Here is a 19,285-nt window from a genome sequence, read left to right as displayed (position 1 = left end):
TCCTCCCTATATTTTGTTCTCAATGTTATACAGATTGTCTCCATTACTTGATCGCTCTTGCATCAAGATATCATTCACAATCCGGAGCAGCCATACAACCATTTCCTGCAGCAGTAATTGCATGGCCGTATTTATGATCTTGTACCAGGATTCACGATGATATATTCCATATCGTCCGTAAATTGATCCATATCCGCCGAGCAAACCTAGTACGAATCTGACAATAGTTCCTGAAACAATGGAGAGGAGTACTTTAATAGTCGTCCTTCTCTCCAAGACTCTTACCAAATAGTTGGCTGTTCAGCTCTTCCTCCTTTTTGATTTACTCTTATTTATATAAGCAAAAACCATGCCAACTAATTTCTCCTGTAAAACCGCTTGTTTTACACACCCCGCACTTTATTAATTCTCAATTTTGCCACCATTCCCCTTAAAAAGACTTTCTCATCAAGCTTGATGCCTTCTTAAGAATGGGAACTACTTTTGCACCTGTAATAAAATCAACTTGTATAAAATGGTTCATTAACATATCGGTTATCGTTTAACTGAAATAGGATACATATAAAATGTTATTGTGTTACTTCTGATGAAAGAAAAAATCGCCCTCAATTTATTCAGGCGATTCAACGTTCTGGTATTATAGATTTTAAAGCTGGATGTATACTGTCGTCCTTCAGTTCCATCCTAAGCCAGGCCAAAATTGAGCTGGATAGGTCTTACATGAACAAAATTTGCGGCTAACTTCTGACGTGCCTCCATACATCACCTTTATCTTCAAAAAGCTTTATTGGACATCTTCCTTTTGGTATCACTCTTTATCGCTCACGAAGCTGACTATATGACTAACCCTTCATCCAACTTAAAACGTTTGACATCTCGCATAAATTCTTTGCTGCTTTTTTCCATAGAAAAATCCCCTACAGGTAAACTGTTAAGAACAGTCTACCTGTAGGGGATCATACAAATTTCCCGCGTTTTCTTATTTCAAGTCTTCAATCGAATCAATATCGACGTAATCCGGTACGACCAGACCAAGCTTTGTTCCTTTTAAGTTAGGTCCAAGGTCAACCATTTCATCTTTATACTTATTATAGTATTCAAGATGTGTTCCCGGGAGCCATGCAGCTACCATTGCGTCCGCACTTCCGTTTGCAACGCCAGCAAACATTGGCCCCACTTCGACCTGACTCAATGTTACATCATAGCCATTCTGCTCCAGTACCTTGCCAATCACATTCGTACTGGCGATTTCAGTGTCCCAAGCAACATAAACCAGTTTGATTTTTTCACCATTTCCTGATTCAGCACCCTTGGTCCATTCGGATACTTTGTTCTGATTTTCCTTTATCCATTTTTCTGCTGCTTCTGAAGGAGTCATACCTTCAGTAACCTTGACCATTACATCTTCCATATCTTTAGTATCCCAGAAGAATTGATCAAGAATTTTATAAGCGCCAGGGGCATCTTGTTCGAGGCCTTTTCTGGCAATCGAATTAATATTTTCAGCCTTGCCGAAGGTTTCCTTCGGATCTTTGAGATATTTCAAGTCATATTTCGAGAACATCCAATGCGGTGACCATCCTGTAACGACGATTGGTTCTTTTTTATCAATTGCTTTTTTCAATTCTGCAACCATTGCTGCCGATGACCCTTCAACCACTTTCCAATCATCCAGCTTATAATCATCCATTGCCGTTTTAGTCAACTTCATTATCCCTGCTCCAGGTTCAATTCCGATGATTTCATAATTTACCTTGGCAGCAAGACTGTTTTCATCCCCGTTCACAGCTTTTTCTTTTGTAAAAACACCGAATAGTGCCGTACCCACAACTAGTAAAGCCAATATTGTAAAAATGATTTTCCTGCTAACGATATGTTCGTAAGCTGGTTTACGAAGGTTTTGCGTGATACGATCTAAAATGATTGCAATGATTACGATGGATAATCCTGCTTCAAATCCTTGCCCAACATTAATTTGGCTGACAGCCCTGTAGACATCAGCACCAAGTCCGGGTGCCCCAACCAATGAGGCTGTAACAACCATTGACAGTGCGAGCATGATGCTTTGGTTAACTCCTGCCATGATCGTTGGAGTAGCCAATGGTATTTGTACCTTGAATAACTTTTGGCTGCTGGTGGAACCAAAAGCATCCGATGCCTCGATCAAATCATTAGGCACTTCCTGAATCCCAAGATTGGTCATTCGGATCGTCGGTGCGATAGCAAAAATGAATGACGCAATGATCCCAGGCACTACGCCTATTCCAAAAAATAATATCGAAGGGATCAAATAAACGAATGCAGGCATCGTTTGCATGAAATCCAAGATTGGGGTTACGATATTGCGCACGGTTTTATTTTGGGCACACCATATTCCGATCGGTATCCCGATCACTATCGTTAAAGCTCCTGACAATATAACGATTGCCAGAGTTTGGATGCTTGATTCCCAATAACCCAGATTATCAATCAATAGCAAGCTGATGAATGCAAATACCCCTAATGGCCATTTGCTTGTATAAGTAACTAAAAGGGTCAGGACGATGATTAAAACAATCGAAGGTCCTGCACTCATTACATCGACCAAGATATTCAAAAGACCCTCGATTACATCCGTAATAAATGTAAATAATCCAGCAAATACAATAGTTATCCAATCCACTAAAGAATCGACCCAAGCTCCTAGTGGGATTTTCGGCATATTCATTGAATTATTCACTCTCCATTTCATTCAAGGAATCTTTATTCCCGGCCAAAGCACCAATAACGGCACCGCGAAGAAGGATTCCTTTAATTCTGTTTTGATCATCGATGACTGAGATTGGCAAGCTTGAAGTCGCCATCACATCCATGAGGTTTCCAAGTAATTCATCCTCTTTTACAGTTGGGATATCAGTTGACATCACTTCTGAGATCGATTGGTTATTGCTCATTGCCTGACGAGCCTGTTCAGCAGTCACGGCCCCCAATAACTTCTGCTTTCTATCCACAACAAAAATGCTGGAATACCCTTGTTTACGCATGATTTCCAAGGCAACCCTCGGACCTCTGTCCACCGCGATCTTCTCTGGGCGTATCATCACATGAGATGCTGTCAATACTTTTGATAGATCAACATCTTCCACAAACTTCTCGACGAATTCATTGGCTGGATTCATCATGATTTGTTCAGGGGTTCCCAATTGAATTACACTTCCATCTTTCATGAGGGCAATTCTATCCCCTATTCTTAATGCTTCATCAAGATCATGTGTAATGAAAATGATCGTTTTTTTATACTGATCTTGGATTTGAATCAGTTCATCCTGCATATCCTTGCGAATCAATGGATCAAGGGCACTGAAGGCCTCATCCATCAATAATATGTCCGTATCACTTGCGAGTGCCCGGGCTAACCCAACCCTTTGCTGCATACCGCCGCTAAGCTGTGATGGCAGTTGATTTTCGTAGCCTTTCAATCCAACGGCCTCAAGAGCCTTCATCGCATTTTCATGACGTTTCGCTGGATCCACTTTTTGAATTTCGAGCCCGAATTCGGCGTTTTCCAATATTGTTTTATGCGGAAATAAAGCAAAGTTCTGAAAGACCATGCTTATTTTCTTTTGTCTGACTTCCCTTAAGCGGGCCGCGTTCATCTTCACGATATCTTCATCATCAATTAAGATTTCACCCAATGTCGGATCGATCAAACGATTGAACATGCGGATCAAAGTGGATTTTCCGCTTCCTGACAAGCCCATGATGACAAAAATCTCGCCGGGATAAATCTCGAAATTAACATTATTCACTCCGACCGTTTGTCCTGTTTCTTTCAAGATTTCTTTTTTCGTTTTGCCTTGCTTCAATAAGTCTGTTGCTGCTTTTGGAGATTTACCAAAAATTTTCGAGACATTTCTGACTTCTACATACGGCTTCATCAATTCACCTCATTCTAATAGTTGCCCATATGATATTCAGTTTTGCTGAATTCCCCCGTTTTATGCGAGTGGATTATTCATGCACAAGTACCTTGAAAAAACGAAATTCCACCCCTATCTTTTTAAAAGCGGAAGTGACACTTACTCAGTGGCACAGGGCATAACGTGCATAGAAAAAATAATCTATATTTATTATTCCCAAGAAGCAGTTCTTTACTTGGATTATATATGTGTGATTAATTGAGCATTTCAAGTAGGGAAAAAGAGGTGCAATCACAACTGAGGAAACTAGCAGGCACAACCTATACCAACTGTAATATAAACGATTTCCACTTAGAGTTTTGTCCGGATGATGGACATACGACTACCCTCTAAAGTACTTCATTTCCTTAACCAGGTAGAATGATACTTGCAGTGCAGTATAACACCAAAACGCATAGAAATATGATTATGGGTTCCCAATGTGTCTAATTTGAGCATTTCAAGTAGGGAAAGAGGGTGCAATACAACTGAGGAAACTAACAGGCACAGCATATATCAACTGAAATATAATGGTTTTTATTTTTTAGAGTTTTGGCCATCCCCATCACATGGAATAAACCGTTCTCTCTAAAGCACTTCATTACCTTAACAAACAATGAATATAAATTCAAATGATGTGCGGCGGAATTGTTGAGTACATATGTTTTGATGGTGCCTCATATGAAAGTGGCACCATCCTTCTATAAACATTGATTTATCAACGGTTAAAGCAAAAAACGCGACATTGAAAATATATTTCTAGACACACGATTTATCATTTTTTTATAAATGTGAAATTATCTCACAATTGAATACGAACAAAACCAGAGGTGCAAAAAATATGGCTACTTTAGTTAGTGGATTGCCTTCTTTCTATTAACCCATTCATAGCTTCTTTGGCTGTACAAGCTTTCCAGGTTGCAAAGAAAAAATTTAAAAATTAACGAAAAAAAGGACAAAAACAACGTTTGCGAAGTACGAAAAAGAGCGTGAAGCGCGCGGTACGACAGAATCGTTGGCTCGTTTGGTGAAACCGGCTACAATTTGACATAATCAGTCGCTTTTTTTTGTATATCATCACTAATCTAACAGCAGGGAAAAACCATGCACATGAAATACCTGCAGCCCCTGGCTGACATCCTGGATCACTAAGAAACGATTCTCAGGAGCATGGATGAACCAGCATAATAAGCACGGTTTTCATTGCGTAAATCAAAGTTGCTGCACCTTTCCCTAACTTAGCCATAAACCTCTTAAACATTTGGTTCATTTCTCCTTTAATTTCCATTAGCCTGATAATTCCACTTTCAATTAAATCTCTATCAATTTATACAAATATATAGCTCTTAAAGTTTCAATTACATTCTAAGATTGTCCTCTTGAATATTATGTGTCAATAAAATACTATCCATGGAAGAATGCCCCATTCAATTATATTAGTAATTGCATATTATGAGCTTACACCAACAAATGGGAGTATTCGCTTTATTAAATGACGCCTTGCTATTTGGTAAATCGTTATTTCCAAAAACTGGAGCAATAGTGAAGCCATCGATAACCTTTATTCTCCATATAGAAGATAATAAGCGTTTTTTAATGTTTGTTTACTCGATTTGTATACAAGCCTATGTTTTTACCTGATAAAATCGTTTCTGATTTTCCATGTAAAAATGCACTCATACAGGAATAGATAATTTCATAATGAAGACCCACCAAATAAAATCTTCATTCTCTAGGATGATTGCTGATTGTATAAAACTTTTTAATGAAAAGCTAAAAAACACAACGGTGAGCGTAACTTGTAAAAAGCGTTCTTACCAAAGGAGGATTGATGGAGATTTATCCATTAAAGAGAGAAAAAATAGAATCGAATTCTTTTTTTGAAATAGACAAAAGCATGACTCCACTCCCTTTTACTTGTAAATCATGTGGGGAAACCTTTGATGAATCTCTTATGAAAATAGAATTGAATGTATGTCCGAAATGCCAATATCACTACCCGGTTTCAGCTTATGACCGCATTTCAATGCTTACAGATAGTGGTTCTTTTTCGGAATTCAATAAAAGTTTAATTTCGGTTGACCCGCTGAACTTCCCTGAATATAAAGATAAATTAATTTCTGATATGAATAAGACTGCATTAAATGATGCGGTTATTACCGGGGAAGCTTCCATAGGTGGCTATCCGATTGTGATTGGTGTCATGGATTCTCGTTTCCGTATGGGAAGTATGGGCTCAGCAGTCGGTGAAAAAATCACAAGAGCCATTGAGGAATCATTAAAAACACGAAAACCATTTATATTGTTTTCGGCAAGCGGCGGAGCTCGTATGCAAGAAGGAATTCTTAGCCTCATGCAGATGGCGAAAACGAGTGTTGCTTTAGAACAACTAAACTACGAAAAAATCCTTTTCGTATCCGTTTTAACGAATCCTACAACGGGTGGAGTTTCTGCTAGCTTCGCTTCATTAGGTGATATCAATATTGCCGAACCACAAGCTTTAATTGGCTTTGCAGGAAGACGCATAATTGAACAGACGATAAGAGAAGAACTTCCGGAAAATTTCCAAACCTCCGAATTTTTATTGGAGCATGGGCAACTGGATATGGTTGTAAATAGGAGTGAATTAAAACAATCATTAACAACCATTTTAAAAATCCATCATCTCGACTTCAGGGAGTGTTTTAAACGATGAACTTGCAAGTATTAAAACAACTGGAAAATCAAATTGCTGAATTGAAAGAGGTGTCCACAAAGCACAATCTTGACTTTAACGAAGTAATAAATAATCTTGAACAAAAAGTCAATGAAATCAAAATTCATCTTAACGAGAATATGGAAGTTTGGGATAAAATTCAACTTTCCAGAATTCAACAACGCCCTACTACTTTAGATTATATCCACCATATTTTTGAAGACTTTATTGAACTTCATGGGGACAGACTTTATGGGGAAGATCCTGCATTGGTTTCAGGAATAGCTACCTTCGAAGGAATGCCTATAACTGTCTTAGGAAATCAAAAAGGTAAAAATACTAAAGACAATATCTATCGTCGTTTTGGCATGTCGCAACCTGAAGGCTACAGGAAATCCCTAAGAATTATGCAACAAGCCAATAAGTTCAATCGCCCCATCGTAACATTTATCAACACGGCAGGAGCCTACCCAGGTCGTGAAGCCGAAGAACGCGGACAATCTCAAGCTATCGCCCTCAATCTTCGTGAAATGGCAAGTTTTGGAGTGCCTATCATCTGTTTTGTAGTTGGTGAAGGTGGGAGTGGTGGTGCATTGGCTCTTGGTATCGGCAATCGAATCTACATGCTAGAAAACACATTTTATTCGGTTATTTCACCTGAAGGAGCAGCAGCATTATTATGGAAGGATGCCACACAAGCAAAACGAGCGGCTGAAGCATTGAAAATTACGGCTAAGGACTTGATGGAACTAGGGGTGATTGATGAGATCATCAAAGAACCTGTAGGAGGAGCACATATTGACATCCCACTTCAATCGCACTTTATCAAAGAAACCTTACGAAAAGCATTAAAAGAACTTGGTCAATTAGATAAAGGCATTCTACGCCAACAACGTTTTGATAAGTTCCGAAAAATCGGTGAGTATATAGAAGAAAGGACATTTAAATAAGTAGATGAACCATTATTTCCGAACATGTTCATAGACCATTTCATATAGACGTTAGACTCAAACATTTTGTAATGCAAATTATAGTGTCCATTCTTTCCTCCCCAATTACACCTGAATTATTTTATATCCTTTTGTTACATTATTCATGGCCACGCCAAATAACCCTCCAAACCCTTTTAGCAGGGTTTATCTCTGTTTTCCAAAACCGTTAACTAGGCTATATCAAGGAAATCTCTTGCCTTTTTAACAAAGCATAAATTCAATGAACCTCCTCCAACTTTAATCGAACTACTTCACGTTTTAAATGTTTGTCCCTTTTCATCAATAAAAAAATCCCCTCCTAGGTAGATTATTTAATCTACCTAGGAGGGGATAAAAAAGGCATATCCCTTAAATGAAATTGAGATTATGCGTATTGATTCAATCATCTCCAACAGTTACTTCGGCTCAATCAACTGGCATCAACTTCAAATTATTGTTTATTTTGTTTCTTTGGCGGTAAGGAACCTTGTCATTTCAGGGCTGCTAACTTTCTTAACAAAGAAAGTTGTATTTTTCAATAATTAACCCAAACAAATTATTAAAGAAGTCTTATGTCTATTTTGCATTCCTATGTTCATCAAAATCGATTTGGCATTCCTCCAGCGGAATTACTTTTGTTTTCTTAATGAACTTATAACCAAGCCACATTATCAAAAAGAATGGGATGCCAAGATAGGCAGCAATCACACTTGCCCAGTTTATGCCATCGCCAAGAAAGGCTTGATAGTTTTGCGCCAATAAAACGAAAAAGCAAAGAGTAAAGGCAAATATCGGTCCGAAAGGAAACCATTTTGATTTATAGGGAAGATCGTCCAGCGAGTACCCTTGGGCAATGTAAGCCTTTCTAAACCGATAATGGCTTGCCGCTATACCCAGCCAAAATATAAATCCAGTGACTCCAACCGCATTCATAAGCCAAATATAAATAACTCCATCACCGAAAACGGAAGCAAAAAAGGCCAACATCCCTACAAGTGAAGTGACAATCAGTCCCCAAATGGGAACGCCACGCTTGTTAAGCTTCCCGAAAATCTGCGGTGCCAGGCCTTCTTTTGCCATTGAGTACAACATTCGGCTTGTCACATAAAGGCTTGAATTACCAGCGGATAATACGGCTGTCAAAATGATGGCATTCATCACGGAAGCAGCAAATGCCAGTCCCACTTTTTCAAACACCATCGTAAACGGGCTAACCATGATTGTGTGTCCCTGCAGATTGCCATTCGTATAGGGAACGATCAATCCAATAACAACTATGGCCAGGATGTAAAAGAGGAAGATTCTCCAAAAAATGCTGCGAACTGCACGAGGTACATTTTTTGCCGGGTCTTCACTTTCACCTGCTGCAACTCCGACTATTTCTGTACCTTGAAAAGAAAATCCAGCAGCAATGAAAATACCCAATGTTGCCAAAAAACCACCGGCAAACGGAGCGTCACCAACTGTGAAGTTTTTAAAACCAATCGCTTCCCCATTCATAATTCCGAATATCATCAATATTCCGACAACTATAAAAATGATGATGGTTGCGACTTTAATGAGGGAAAACCAATATTCCCCTTCGCCATACCCTTTAACGGATACGTAATTCAATAAGAATATCAAAACTAGAAACAAAGAACTCCATAAAAAAGACGAGCTGTCAGGAAACCAAAACTTCATTACCATCGTTGCCGCAGATAGTTCTGCGGCAAGAGTCATCGCCCAAGTGAACCAATAGTTCCAACCAAGCGCAAACCCTAATGCCGGATCAATGAAACGTATAGCATAGGTACTGAAAGCTCCGCTGACTGGCATAAATGATGCCAGTTCCCCGAGGCTTGTCATAATAAAATACACCATTATACCTATTACGGCGTAGGCGACCAGAGCACCGCCAGGCCCGGCAGAGTGAATGGCCGGCCCGCTTCCGAGAAACAGTCCTGTTCCGATTGCACCGCCCAGCGAAATCATCGTAAGGTGGCGCGCTTTTAGCTTCCTTTGTAAAGTATTTGACGGCTGGTTTTGTTCATTTATGACAGGTGGTTGCAATTGCCGATTTTCCAAATTAGATTACCCTCCAAAAGTGCATATTTAATCGAGCACGAATAGGTAAAGCCGATTATTCCATCAATGGTCATTTCCTGCATTTATTACAATTTCAAAGTCATTTTCTCTAATGCCGGGACCTTTTTGGATTTCTGGGATCTATGTTGCATTTACATAACGATGTTAGGCCTAAAACCCAAGTCAAAGGGCTATAAGCCTAACGTTTATTCGGATATTCCGCACTTCATATTAAGTTGTAGGCAAACTCCTATTAATAAATGAATTCCAATCGATTTGATGTAACCAACTTGCCGTTGCTTCGATGTCTTTTGAAAAGATACGATCTTGTGTAATGCTTGGAATGAGCTTTCTTGCTTCCGTATAAAACTCTTTTGTAAACGGAGCCATCTTTTCTATTCCACGGTATTCCACCGCTTGCAGGGCACAAATGAGTTCAATCGCCAAAACGCGGCGGACGTTTTGAATGATTTGATGTGCGTGTCGGGACCCAATCGTTCCCATGCTTACATGATCTTCCTGGTTCGCTGAAGATGGAATGGAATCCACGCTTGCAGGATGTGCGAGTGTTTTATTCTCAGAGACGAGTGAAGCTGCACAATATTGCATGATCATCGCTCCCGACTGCAAGCCAGGTGACGGACTTAAGAATGGCGGTAAATCATTCAGCTGAGGATTGACGAGTCGCTCAATGCGGCGCTCTGAAATGTTCGCAAGCTCGGCAACAGCGATTTTCATGAAGTCCATCGCAAATGCAATCGGCTGGCCATGGAAGTTACCCCCTGAAATAACCTTTTCCCCATCGTCAAAAATAAGCGGATTATCCGTCGCCGCATTCATTTCGATCTCCAATTTTTCTTTTACATAATCAAGAGTTTGCCATGATGCACCATGCACTTGCGGGATGCAGCGGAGCGAATAAGCATCCTGTACCCGCAGTTCTCCTTGCTTGGTGATGAGCTGGCTGCCGCTGATCATGCGAAGGATCCGTTCCGCGACCTCTGTTTGCTGGCGGTAACCGCGTGCTAGATGGACATCCGGATCAAAGGCATCTTCAATGCCGCGTAATCCTTCTAAAGTCAGTGAAGCAATCGCTTCAGTTTGATGGGCCAGCTGTTCAGCTTCGATGTAATTTACTAGGCCCATCCCCGTCATGGCCTGTGTTCCGTTAATTAATGCAAGACCTTCTTTTGCTTTAAGTGTCACTGGAAGAATGCCTTCCTTCGATAAAGCTACGATGGCCTCCATTCGCTCTCCTTTATAAAACACTTCCCCTTCTCCCATCAATACTAGCGCTAAATGGGAAAGCGGCGCCAAGTCCCCACTTGCTCCAAGAGAACCTTGCTGAGGGATGACCGGGTGGATATGAGCATTCAAAAGATCGATCAAACGTTCTATGACGACAGGACGGACGCCTGAAAACCCTTTTAATAGCGCATTGGCACGGAGAAGGACCATAGCTCTCGAAACCACCTCTGGAAACGGTTCCCCGACTCCGCAAGCATGGGAATGAATCAAATTCCACTGTAGCTGCTCTGCGTCCTCAGACTCAATCAAAACATCGCTGAACTTTCCAAAACCTGTTGTGATGCCATAGACGACTTTCTTTTGTTTCACGATATTTTCAACCGCTTCCCGGCTTTTTTCCACTTTCTTAACACTTTCGGCAGAAGCCGAGACAAATGCCTCTCCATACAATACTTTTTTCGCTTCTTCAATCGTTAAAGTTTGACCCGTTAACATTATCATTTCCTGCACCCCTATTCTTTTTTTAAACACACAAAAGGAGGCCATATTGACAGACTTATCCAGTCTTTCAATACAGCCCCCTATTTCACTAAAATAACTATAGGCTTTTAATTATTTAAATGTGGTTAATTCCCAAGCCAACGGCTTCATGTTCAAATCCCCGAACCGGTGCTCCAATCGTTCCATACACGGCGACAGCAATCCATTCACCTTCGTCCCCGTTTTCAAACGGCCTGCCCCGAACGATTGCAAACCGAAGGCCCGCAGTCCTCAAAAGGCCGCCAAGCTCGACTTGGCCGCGTGTCACTCCTTGGAGTGCTTCGATGATCGCATGATACAGCGCATGCATTTCACGATACATATCGGGATTGACTAATCCAAGTCTTTTCGCTGATGTCTCAATGGCCGCAACTATTTTCTGCAGCTCCATTGAACCGACTTTACCTTTTCCATAAAGCCAATCCATCCGCTTTAGATCATTCGTCAATATGGCTTCTTCCTCTTCGTCCGCAAACGCGTACATGATTGCATGGCGCCCGATTCTTCTGTCGAATTCATTTGTCATGCAAGTACCTCTTTTACAATTTTCTAAATACACTAATAACTAAATATTATTGTAAGCGGATACAAGCCATTCAGTCAATATATTTTTTGAAAATAAATCTTTCAGGGGATGATTCATCACTCCCCAATGCAGCTTTCTACCTATACAGCTCTCATCAATATTCTTTGAAAACCAGTGAATGCAAAAAAGCGGTAGAAAGTGAGCTAAGCAAGGACTAAGTGGCCGAGCCCGCCAACGCGAGCTTTACAGATATAAGGCCACCTCTAGAAAACGACGTAATCCCGAAAACCAATGCAGCACCTAAACCTGCCCCTACAAAAGAGAACATCATTAAACCTAGGTAATTTACACCTGGTATATCCACGAGAACCTCAATTAAAAATGAAGCCCGCACCGTTACACCCATTAGGTGATGCCAATGGATTTATAGTCATCCCCTGCCTGATCGCTCCTGAAATTAAACACCCCGACCGCATAATCGTTGTACAAAATGGGGCAATCATCGAACAAGGTGCCCATGATAATTTGCTCCATCAAGACGGAGCATACAAAAATCTAATCCTTGCCCAAACTGTGTAAAAAATTAAAGTTTGTCTAAAAGAAATCCACACATTCATATAACAAGAATAAAGGCCTCCCGACTTTAATCGGAGGCCTTTACTTTATGGAGATATTCATTCATTCGTTTCCAATGCTTCATAAATCGCAGTCACAACACTTCCATAGCTTCCTGTTTTGAATAAATCGCCAAAAAACTGATTGGAATTGGCTACAGGGTCAACGAGCGGAGAGTGCTTTTTATTAGTTAGTAGCACAATCCCTAAATCCTTCTCCGGATCAATGATCGTGACCGTCCCAGTCCATCCAGTATGACCGTAGGCACTGTCGCTCGCATAAGGACTGAACATCCACTCCATGCTAGCATCGCCATTTCGTCTCCACCCAAGTCCATATGTAGGATTCATTGCGGAAGGTGCGACGAATTCATCGATGGTTTCTTGATCAAACAACATATGTTTACCGTATCCCCCGCCATTCAGCATCACCTGCAGGAGAACGGCCATATCTTGCGTATTGGAGAAAAGACCAGCATGCCCTGAAACTCCCCCCATCGAATAAAAGGCTTTTTCATCATGTACTTCCCCTTGAAGTGTGTATGTGCGGATGTTAGGGAAATCTATCACGCCGTCCCGGGTGTTACCAAGCAATTCAGTTGCAGCAAAATCCATTGGCTTAAAGCCCTTTTGAAGAGGATTGAACTTTGTATTTTTCAAACCAAGCGGCTTGTACAATTCATTTTCAACATAGGTGTCAAGCCGCTTACCTGTTATTTCTTCAACAATGGCGCCAAGCAGCATATAATCGACATCACTGTATACATTCTGTGTCCCGGGTACATATGTGAGCGGTGTTTTAGAAATGAACTGGATGGTTTTATCCCGTTCCTGGGAGTAGAGTTCTTTCGAAACCTTTGGATTATGATATTGCGGATCAGGTCTAAAGCCTGCTGTATGATGGAGAACATCAATAATCCTCAGATTGTCCTTTCCTTTGATCACATCCTCCTTTGTGTCTTTGAATTCAGGAATGTATTGCTGGACTCTTGCCTGGATATTTAACTTTCCTTCGCTGACCAATTTCTGAATGGCAAAATTGGTTGCATACATCTTCGTGTTTGAAGCAAGGTCAAATAACGTTTCATTTTCCATTTTCTTAAACTTCTTAAGAGGTGTATGTTCATTATATTTCTGTTTGTACCCATAACTTTCATTTTTAACGATTTTTCCGTCCTTTATGACAATCAGGGCAGCACCAGGGAAACCCACAGCCACTTCCATTTCAATAAGCTGATCCACCTTTTCCAGCTTTTCAGACGAAAAGCCCGCTTCTTCAGGTTTTTTGGCTTTCTTTAACACGGGATACTGGCTGGCGGTCTCCTTACTCACAGCGGCTTCCTGATTTGGATTTTCATTAGCGAAAGACACGGATGGCGCTAGTAAGGAAAGAGCCAGAATTGTACTAAGTGTGCAGCTTGTCCATATATTCATCATTTTCCACCCCTTTAAAATCGCACTTTAGTAACTAAGGAACAACTTTGTCTTTTGATTCCTATCGAAAGATAATTTCTCATTCATTCCGTTCTTTTTTCACCAGGCATCGCAATCCCATAATGCGATCATCGTGTATCCTTTTCCGTTCTGGGTAGCGATTGGTTATCTTACTCTAAAGCTGATAAATGCGGATATTTTCCAAACCTAGCTAATATTTACCAATAATTCTCAATTTTCAGTATATATGATTTCGAGCATCATTTCAATTTGATATTTATATTTTTAAAATTACATTTCAAAGAGGTAAAATCGATTATTAAAATCATTAATTAAAATACCCTGTAAAAGCACCGATAAAAACCACCCCCTTTTTTTCTTTCTAAAAACATCTCAATCAATTGTTCACGATACATGTTCATTAAATCTCACTATAATCATTCGGATAAGTCCCAGAATCGATTTCTCCCCCTTCTCTCCCACACATATTCAAACACTTTTACTACATAGCTCAATCTAAGTTTAAGTTGATGTAAAGCGGCTAATGGCCTTTACCTTCACTGCATAAGAACAAGTAGCAAGTTCAACAACGAAACAAGCCGGACCACAAAAAAAGCTTATGTTAATGTTTCTCAAACGGGAGATTCCCCCCTTCAAATGACTCGTGAATTATCATTGATGAGAAGTGAATAGCCCTTAACCGCTCACCATATGAAAGTGATTGTTATCAGTGAAAGTCTTGCAAAATCGTATGGCTTGAAATAATTACTTGATCTTGCGCTCATCACATCAGTAAAGGAAAAGCAAGCAACACACTGGAAACAAAGACAGCAGGCGAAATTCCAGCGTTTCGTCTGGTTGGCATTGTGGAAAGTGCCTATCGAACAGCGAGAATTTTGCCTCCTATGCCGCTTATTAAAATAGAAAGTAAGATCAAATCAAAATCTAGTTTTCCGTTGCAAAATGTACTTCAGTGAATATGCCCCTCAGGATGAACACATATGGGCTTCTTGCATTACATGTTGTAAGTGAAAACGAGCGATTAAACGGCAACCATGAAAATACAATAACTGAGTATGAAAAGGCCTCCCATATAAACTGTGGGAGGCCTTCAACTCTAATGATATTCATATGTTGGGTGAGCACTCATTTCTGAATCTCGCCCCCTGTATTAAGTGATTTGAGCGACGTTTGTATCATGTCCCCCATTTATATTAAATAAAGTAAGCAAATGCAATATTATTAAGAAAAGAACAAAAAAAGCCCTTCTCTATTGAGATGGCCTATGAGCAATCGCTTAACTTTTAAAAGGCTTTGCTTAATGCAAGTGTATTCTTGATTGTTCGCATACATCGGAATAGGAACGACCATGTTTGTATGGGAGCTTAAACAAATTATCCATAACAGCAGTAACACAATCTTCGCAATAATAATTGACGAACTCCCTACCTTGTTCAAAAATTGGTGTCATCGTATCTATGTCAGCCCATTTAAAACAGTAAATACACATTTGTCTCATGATATATCACTCCTTTAATATGCAGAAATAATTAGTAATAATCAAAAGAAGAATACGTGCTACTTGTCGACATTATTCTTGAAACGATACACTTTCGTAAAAAATCCCTAACATAATCAAGGGAGCAAGGGGAATAAACTGCTATAAAACTATATCCTTTATATACCACTTAAAATAGGCATTAAACCTACCAAAAAACATTATCTTTTCTACCAAGACTTTATCTTTCCCCCAGGTTTGTGTTTACTCCGTTTGCTGATTGGTAATAACATAATACATCTTTTAACTATAAATCAGAGTAGGGAGTGATATTTATGACAAGGCGTTCCAACAAAACCAAACATAAAGCAAAAACTACTTTGAATAATTTAAAAACTAATATTAAGGAAACATTATTTAATATCACAGACAATCCATCAACATCTGTACAACAATTGGCCTATTATATACAACATCACCCTGATGTAAAAGTCGCCAAGAAACAAATGCTTGGAATTCCCTATACCTTCCATAACTTAGAAACAAACGGTTATAATTATTATTTAGAAACCAATAGATCTAAAATTTTGCAGTTGGATGGACATTATCAGGATAAAAAAATTGTATCTTATCGATCATATAGGGATTATCATCAATTAAATACACCAATTAGAATGCCATAACTAATATTTCCACCCTCTTTAATTAGAGGCTTCCAGACTGTAGACAAACTCGATGAAAATCGAGTTTGTCTACAGCATTTGAGGTCTCCCCTGGACAAGCCTTTCCCGCCCGGAGTTTCGCTCCCCCCCCCTCACACCACCTTTTTGTTACATAAGAAAAAGAGCTGCCAAAGCAGCACCCTTATTGAAGTAAAATACGAACGATTATTGAAGAATGACTGTGTCTTTGTCACTTTCTATTACTGCCAGTTTGTGTGAAAGACTCCTGCCAGATCACGTCGTTCATAGGTATGTGCACCAAAGTAATCACGTTGTGCTTGCAAAAGGTTAGCATTAGAGATGCCTTTTCGATAACTATCGTAATAAGTGAGTGAAGCGCTTAAACATGGAAACGAGATACCGGAATTTATTCCCTCACAGACAACCTTTCGCAATCCTACCTGATAGTCCGTAACCTTTTCGGTAAAATACGGTGAGATTAATAAATTAGCCAGATTCGGCTGCTCTTGATAGGCTTCGCTAATGACGTTTAAAAATTCGGCACGAATGATGCAACCACCGCGGAAAATCAGCGCAATATCCTTTAAAGGCAAATCCCAGCCGTAAAGTTCAGAAGTCATTTTATATTGAGTAAAACCTTGCGCGTATGCACAAACTTTTCCCATATATAACGCTTGTCTAATATAATCAATCCACTCATTTTTATCCAATTTTTGCTGATCGTTTTCAGGGCCTGTTAAAATATTTTCTGCATTAACCCGTTCTTCTTTTAAAGCGGAAATGTAACGAGCAAACAAAGACTCTGTAATAATCGAAACTGGTATTCCGTTATCAATAGCTTGCATGCTGGTCCATTTTCCTGTGCCTTTTTGTCCTGCTTTATCAAGAATCACATCGATCAAGGGTAAGCCTGTTACTTCATCTTTCTTCCTTAAAATTTCGGCTGTGATTTCAATTAAATAACTTTTCAGTTCGCCTTGATTCCATGTTTCGAAGATGTCAGCAATTTCATTAACTTCTAAATGCAGTTTTTCTCTTAAAAACGTATAAGCTTCGGCGATTAATTGCATATCCGCATACTCAATCCCGTTATGTACCATTTTCACAAAGTGACCTGCTCCTTTTGGTCCGATATAGGTACAGCAAGGATCATCATTTACTTTGGCTGCGATTTTTGTCAGGATTGGAGCTACTTTTTCATAGGCTTCCTTATCTCCGCCTGGCATGATTGAAGGTCCTTTTAACGCCCCGACTTCTCCACCGGAAATACCAATTCCTACATAACTGAATCCTTTAGATTTCAATTCATCATATCTGCGTTCAGTATCTTCGTAATGGGAGTTACCACCGTCCATGATAATATCACCTGATTCAAGGTAAGGAAGTAATGAAGTGATCACCGAATCGATCGCTTTACCCGCAGTCACCATTAGAAAAATCTTTCTTGGGGTTTCAAGTGACTGAACAAAGTCTTGGATTTCGTAATACGGATGGATCGACTGACCATCCAATTCAGCAACAAGCTGATCCGTTAAATCTTTTGTGTAGTTATAGACAGCCACTTGTTCCCCTTTACTAGCCATATTTAACGCGATATTACTGCCCATTACCCCTAAACCAATGACACCAATTGTATTGTTCATTTTATTTCTGCTCCTTCTATGTAAGAATAATAGGCAGTAAATCCCTGCCATAAGTGGGGGATTTACTGCCGGGAAAGACCTATACAAATAAGCTTAGTAATAGAATAAATCCTAATCCAGCTACTGAAATGATCGTCTCAAGCAAGGTCCACGTTGCAAATGTTTCTTTCATGCTTAAACCAAAATACTCTTTAAACATCCAGAAACCAGCATCGTTAACGTGTGAAGCGACTAAACTTCCCGCTCCTGTAGCAAGCACAACTAGAGCAAGGTTAACGTCCGTCTGACCTAACATCGGAATTACTAAACCAGCTGTCGTTAAGGCAGCAACGGTAGCAGATCCTAAGGAAATACGCAGGATTGCCGCGATGATCCAGGCAAGCAAGATCGGTGATAATGATGTTCCTTTGAACAATTCAGCTACATAGTCACCTACACCGCCGTCGATCAATACTTGCTTGAAGGCTCCTCCGCCCCCTATGATTAAAAGCATCATCCCGATATGCAGGATTGCTGATGTACAGGATTCCATAATATCTTTCATTGGAATCTTTCTTGCCAATCCCATTGAATAGACCGCAAATAATAAGGAAAGCAGCATGGAAGTACCGGCCTCACCAATAAAACGGATAACTGCTAGTAGACCATTATCTTCAAATCCCATTGTTTTTTGCATCAAAGTGATAATCGTAGCAATTGACATTAATATAACCGGAAGTAATGCAGTAAATACACTGATCCCAAATCCAGGTGTTTCTTCAAGTTTAAATGATTTTTGTTCTCCTAAAGAGGCAATGCTGCCTGTTTTCGTAAATGATTCAGGTACTAATCTTTTAGCTATCTTCGTAAATACCGGTCCAGCTAAAATAACGGTTGGAACCGCAATAATGAAGCCGTAAAGTAAAACCTGGCCAATGTCTGCACCATATTCACCAGCGATGACGGTTGGCCCTGGATGCGGCGGTAAGAAACCGTGTGTTACGGATAATGCCGCTACCATTGGAATACCAAGATACAATATCGAAACTTTCAATTCCCTTGAAATTGCAAATACGATTGGAATTAATAATACTAATCCCACTTCAAAAAACAATGCGACACCGATAATAAATGATGCTGCAACGACTGCCCATTGAATATTCTTTTCACCGAACTTTTTAACAAGGGTCATGGCAATGCGCTGCGCGCCGCCTGAATCCGCAATCAGCTTACCTAACATCGCTCCAAGTCCAAAGATTAACGCTAAGTGACCGAGTGTTCCGCCTAACCCAGCTTCAATGGTTTTGACAATTCCATCAAGTGGCATCCCAAGCGCTAAAGCCACTCCAAACGATACAATGATCAAGGAAATAAAGGTGTTTAATTTTAAACCCATTATTAAAATTAATAAAGCGACAATTCCTAAAGCGACAATAACTAATGGCATTG

General features: G+C 39.9%; 14 protein-coding genes. 4 read left to right on the top strand and 10 right to left on the bottom strand.

Going from position 1 to position 19,285, the window contains the following annotated elements; genetic code table 11:
• Window positions 1-6: 6 nt before the first annotated feature.
• The 3 genes from JNUCC41_RS10890 to JNUCC41_RS10880 all read right to left on the bottom strand — a co-directional run bounded on the left by JNUCC41_RS10890 (window position 7) and on the right by JNUCC41_RS10880 (window position 3,917).
• Window positions 7-288: a hypothetical protein gene (locus JNUCC41_RS10890; RefSeq protein ID WP_192207594.1), complete on the bottom strand. Its 282-nt coding sequence runs from the start codon at window positions 286-288 to the stop codon at window positions 7-9.
• 691 nt (window positions 289-979) lie between these two features.
• Entirely contained in the window at window positions 980-2,707 is a 1,728-nt protein-coding gene (locus tag JNUCC41_RS10885; protein WP_192207593.1) for a glycine betaine ABC transporter substrate-binding protein, read from the bottom strand.
• 4 nt (window positions 2,708-2,711) lie between these two features.
• Window positions 2,712-3,917, bottom strand: coding sequence for a quaternary amine ABC transporter ATP-binding protein (locus JNUCC41_RS10880; protein ID WP_192207592.1), 1,206 nt, complete (start codon window positions 3,915-3,917; stop codon window positions 2,712-2,714).
• A 1,918-nt stretch (window positions 3,918-5,835) separates the two neighbouring features.
• Between JNUCC41_RS10880 and accD the strand changes: the two genes are divergently transcribed.
• Together accD and JNUCC41_RS10870 are read left to right on the top strand one after the other, a co-directional pair.
• Window positions 5,836-6,633 (top strand): acetyl-CoA carboxylase, carboxyltransferase subunit beta, encoded by a 798-nt coding sequence (gene accD, locus JNUCC41_RS10875; RefSeq protein ID WP_228467647.1) that lies wholly within the window; start codon window positions 5,836-5,838, stop codon window positions 6,631-6,633.
• Window positions 6,630-7,583 carry an acetyl-CoA carboxylase carboxyltransferase subunit alpha gene (locus JNUCC41_RS10870; RefSeq protein WP_192207590.1) on the top strand — a complete coding sequence of 318 codons (954 nt, stop codon included), beginning with the start codon at window positions 6,630-6,632 and terminating at the stop codon, window positions 7,581-7,583. Before accD ends, JNUCC41_RS10870 begins: the two co-directional genes overlap by 4 nt.
• Before the next feature lie 597 nt (window positions 7,584-8,180).
• Here the strand turns inward: JNUCC41_RS10870 and JNUCC41_RS10865 are convergent.
• The 3 genes from JNUCC41_RS10865 to hutP form a co-directional block, all read right to left on the bottom strand.
• Window positions 8,181-9,578 (bottom strand): amino acid permease, encoded by a 1,398-nt coding sequence (locus JNUCC41_RS10865; protein WP_192208125.1) that lies wholly within the window; start codon window positions 9,576-9,578, stop codon window positions 8,181-8,183.
• Between the two features lie 324 nt (window positions 9,579-9,902).
• On the bottom strand, window positions 9,903-11,420 hold the full coding sequence (hutH, locus tag JNUCC41_RS10860; RefSeq protein WP_192207589.1) for a histidine ammonia-lyase: 1,518 nt from the start codon (window positions 11,418-11,420) through the stop codon (window positions 9,903-9,905).
• 115 nt (window positions 11,421-11,535) lie between these two features.
• Entirely contained in the window at window positions 11,536-11,985 is a 450-nt protein-coding gene (hutP, locus tag JNUCC41_RS10855) for a histidine utilization transcription antiterminator HutP (RefSeq protein ID WP_192207588.1), read from the bottom strand.
• Between the two features lie 381 nt (window positions 11,986-12,366).
• On the opposite strand from hutP, the gene JNUCC41_RS10850 reads away from it, so the two are divergent.
• Entirely contained in the window at window positions 12,367-12,564 is a 198-nt protein-coding gene (locus JNUCC41_RS10850) for a hypothetical protein (RefSeq protein ID WP_192207587.1), read from the top strand.
• A gap of 95 nt (window positions 12,565-12,659) precedes the next feature.
• Here JNUCC41_RS10850 and pbp4b read toward each other — a convergent pair whose 3' ends face one another.
• Together pbp4b and JNUCC41_RS10840 are read right to left on the bottom strand one after the other, a co-directional pair.
• Window positions 12,660-14,033 (bottom strand): penicillin binding protein PBP4B, encoded by a 1,374-nt coding sequence (gene pbp4b / locus JNUCC41_RS10845; RefSeq protein WP_192208124.1) that lies wholly within the window; start codon window positions 14,031-14,033, stop codon window positions 12,660-12,662.
• 1,318 nt (window positions 14,034-15,351) lie between these two features.
• Window positions 15,352-15,552 carry a hypothetical protein gene (locus JNUCC41_RS10840; protein ID WP_192207586.1) on the bottom strand — a complete coding sequence of 67 codons (201 nt, stop codon included), beginning with the start codon at window positions 15,550-15,552 and terminating at the stop codon, window positions 15,352-15,354.
• A 314-nt stretch (window positions 15,553-15,866) separates the two neighbouring features.
• On the opposite strand from JNUCC41_RS10840, the gene JNUCC41_RS10835 reads away from it, so the two are divergent.
• A complete protein-coding gene (locus tag JNUCC41_RS10835; protein ID WP_192207585.1) occupies window positions 15,867-16,214 on the top strand; it encodes a hypothetical protein in 348 nt (115 codons plus the stop codon).
• Window positions 16,215-16,453: 239 nt separating this feature from the next.
• Here the strand turns inward: JNUCC41_RS10835 and gnd are convergent, their stop codons facing one another.
• Window positions 16,454-17,857, bottom strand: coding sequence for a decarboxylating NADP(+)-dependent phosphogluconate dehydrogenase (gene gnd, locus JNUCC41_RS10830; protein ID WP_192207584.1), 1,404 nt, complete (start codon window positions 17,855-17,857; stop codon window positions 16,454-16,456).
• 79 nt (window positions 17,858-17,936) lie between these two features.
• Window positions 17,937-19,283, bottom strand: a complete 1,347-nt coding sequence (locus JNUCC41_RS10825) for a GntP family permease (RefSeq protein ID WP_192207583.1) — start codon at window positions 19,281-19,283, stop codon at window positions 17,937-17,939.
• Between the last annotated feature and the right edge of the window lie 2 nt (window positions 19,284-19,285).

This window comes from Brevibacillus sp. JNUCC-41 (assembly GCF_014844095.1).
Lineage (GTDB): Bacteria > Bacillota > Bacilli > Bacillales > DSM-1321 > Peribacillus > Peribacillus aracenensis.
Note: the sequence above shows the minus strand (reverse complement) of the source record. Positions and strands in the feature narration are given on the sequence as shown.

Coding starts and splice junctions, on each gene's coding strand:
- JNUCC41_RS10885 (WP_192207593.1), bottom strand. CDS start 2,707: ATGAATATGCCGAAAATCCCACTAGGAGCTTGGGTCGATTCTTTAGTG.
- JNUCC41_RS10880 (WP_192207592.1), bottom strand. CDS start 3,917: ATGAAGCCGTATGTAGAAGTCAGAAATGTCTCGAAAATTTTTGGTAAA.
- accD (WP_228467647.1), top strand. CDS start 5,836: ATGACTCCACTCCCTTTTACTTGTAAATCATGTGGGGAAACCTTTGAT.
- JNUCC41_RS10870 (WP_192207590.1), top strand. CDS start 6,630: ATGAACTTGCAAGTATTAAAACAACTGGAAAATCAAATTGCTGAATTG.
- JNUCC41_RS10865 (WP_192208125.1), bottom strand. CDS start 9,578: ATGATTTCGCTGGGCGGTGCAATCGGAACAGGACTGTTTCTCGGAAGC.
- hutH (WP_192207589.1), bottom strand. CDS start 11,420: ATGATAATGTTAACGGGTCAAACTTTAACGATTGAAGAAGCGAAAAAA.
- hutP (WP_192207588.1), bottom strand. CDS start 11,985: ATGACAAATGAATTCGACAGAAGAATCGGGCGCCATGCAATCATGTAC.
- JNUCC41_RS10850 (WP_192207587.1), top strand. CDS start 12,367: ATGAAGCCCGCACCGTTACACCCATTAGGTGATGCCAATGGATTTATA.
- pbp4b (WP_192208124.1), bottom strand. CDS start 14,033: ATGAATATATGGACAAGCTGCACACTTAGTACAATTCTGGCTCTTTCC.
- JNUCC41_RS10840 (WP_192207586.1), bottom strand. CDS start 15,552: ATGAGACAAATGTGTATTTACTGTTTTAAATGGGCTGACATAGATACG.
- JNUCC41_RS10835 (WP_192207585.1), top strand. CDS start 15,867: ATGACAAGGCGTTCCAACAAAACCAAACATAAAGCAAAAACTACTTTG.
- gnd (WP_192207584.1), bottom strand. CDS start 17,857: ATGAACAATACAATTGGTGTCATTGGTTTAGGGGTAATGGGCAGTAAT.
- JNUCC41_RS10825 (WP_192207583.1), bottom strand. CDS start 19,283: ATGCCATTAGTTATTGTCGCTTTAGGAATTGTCGCTTTATTAATTTTA.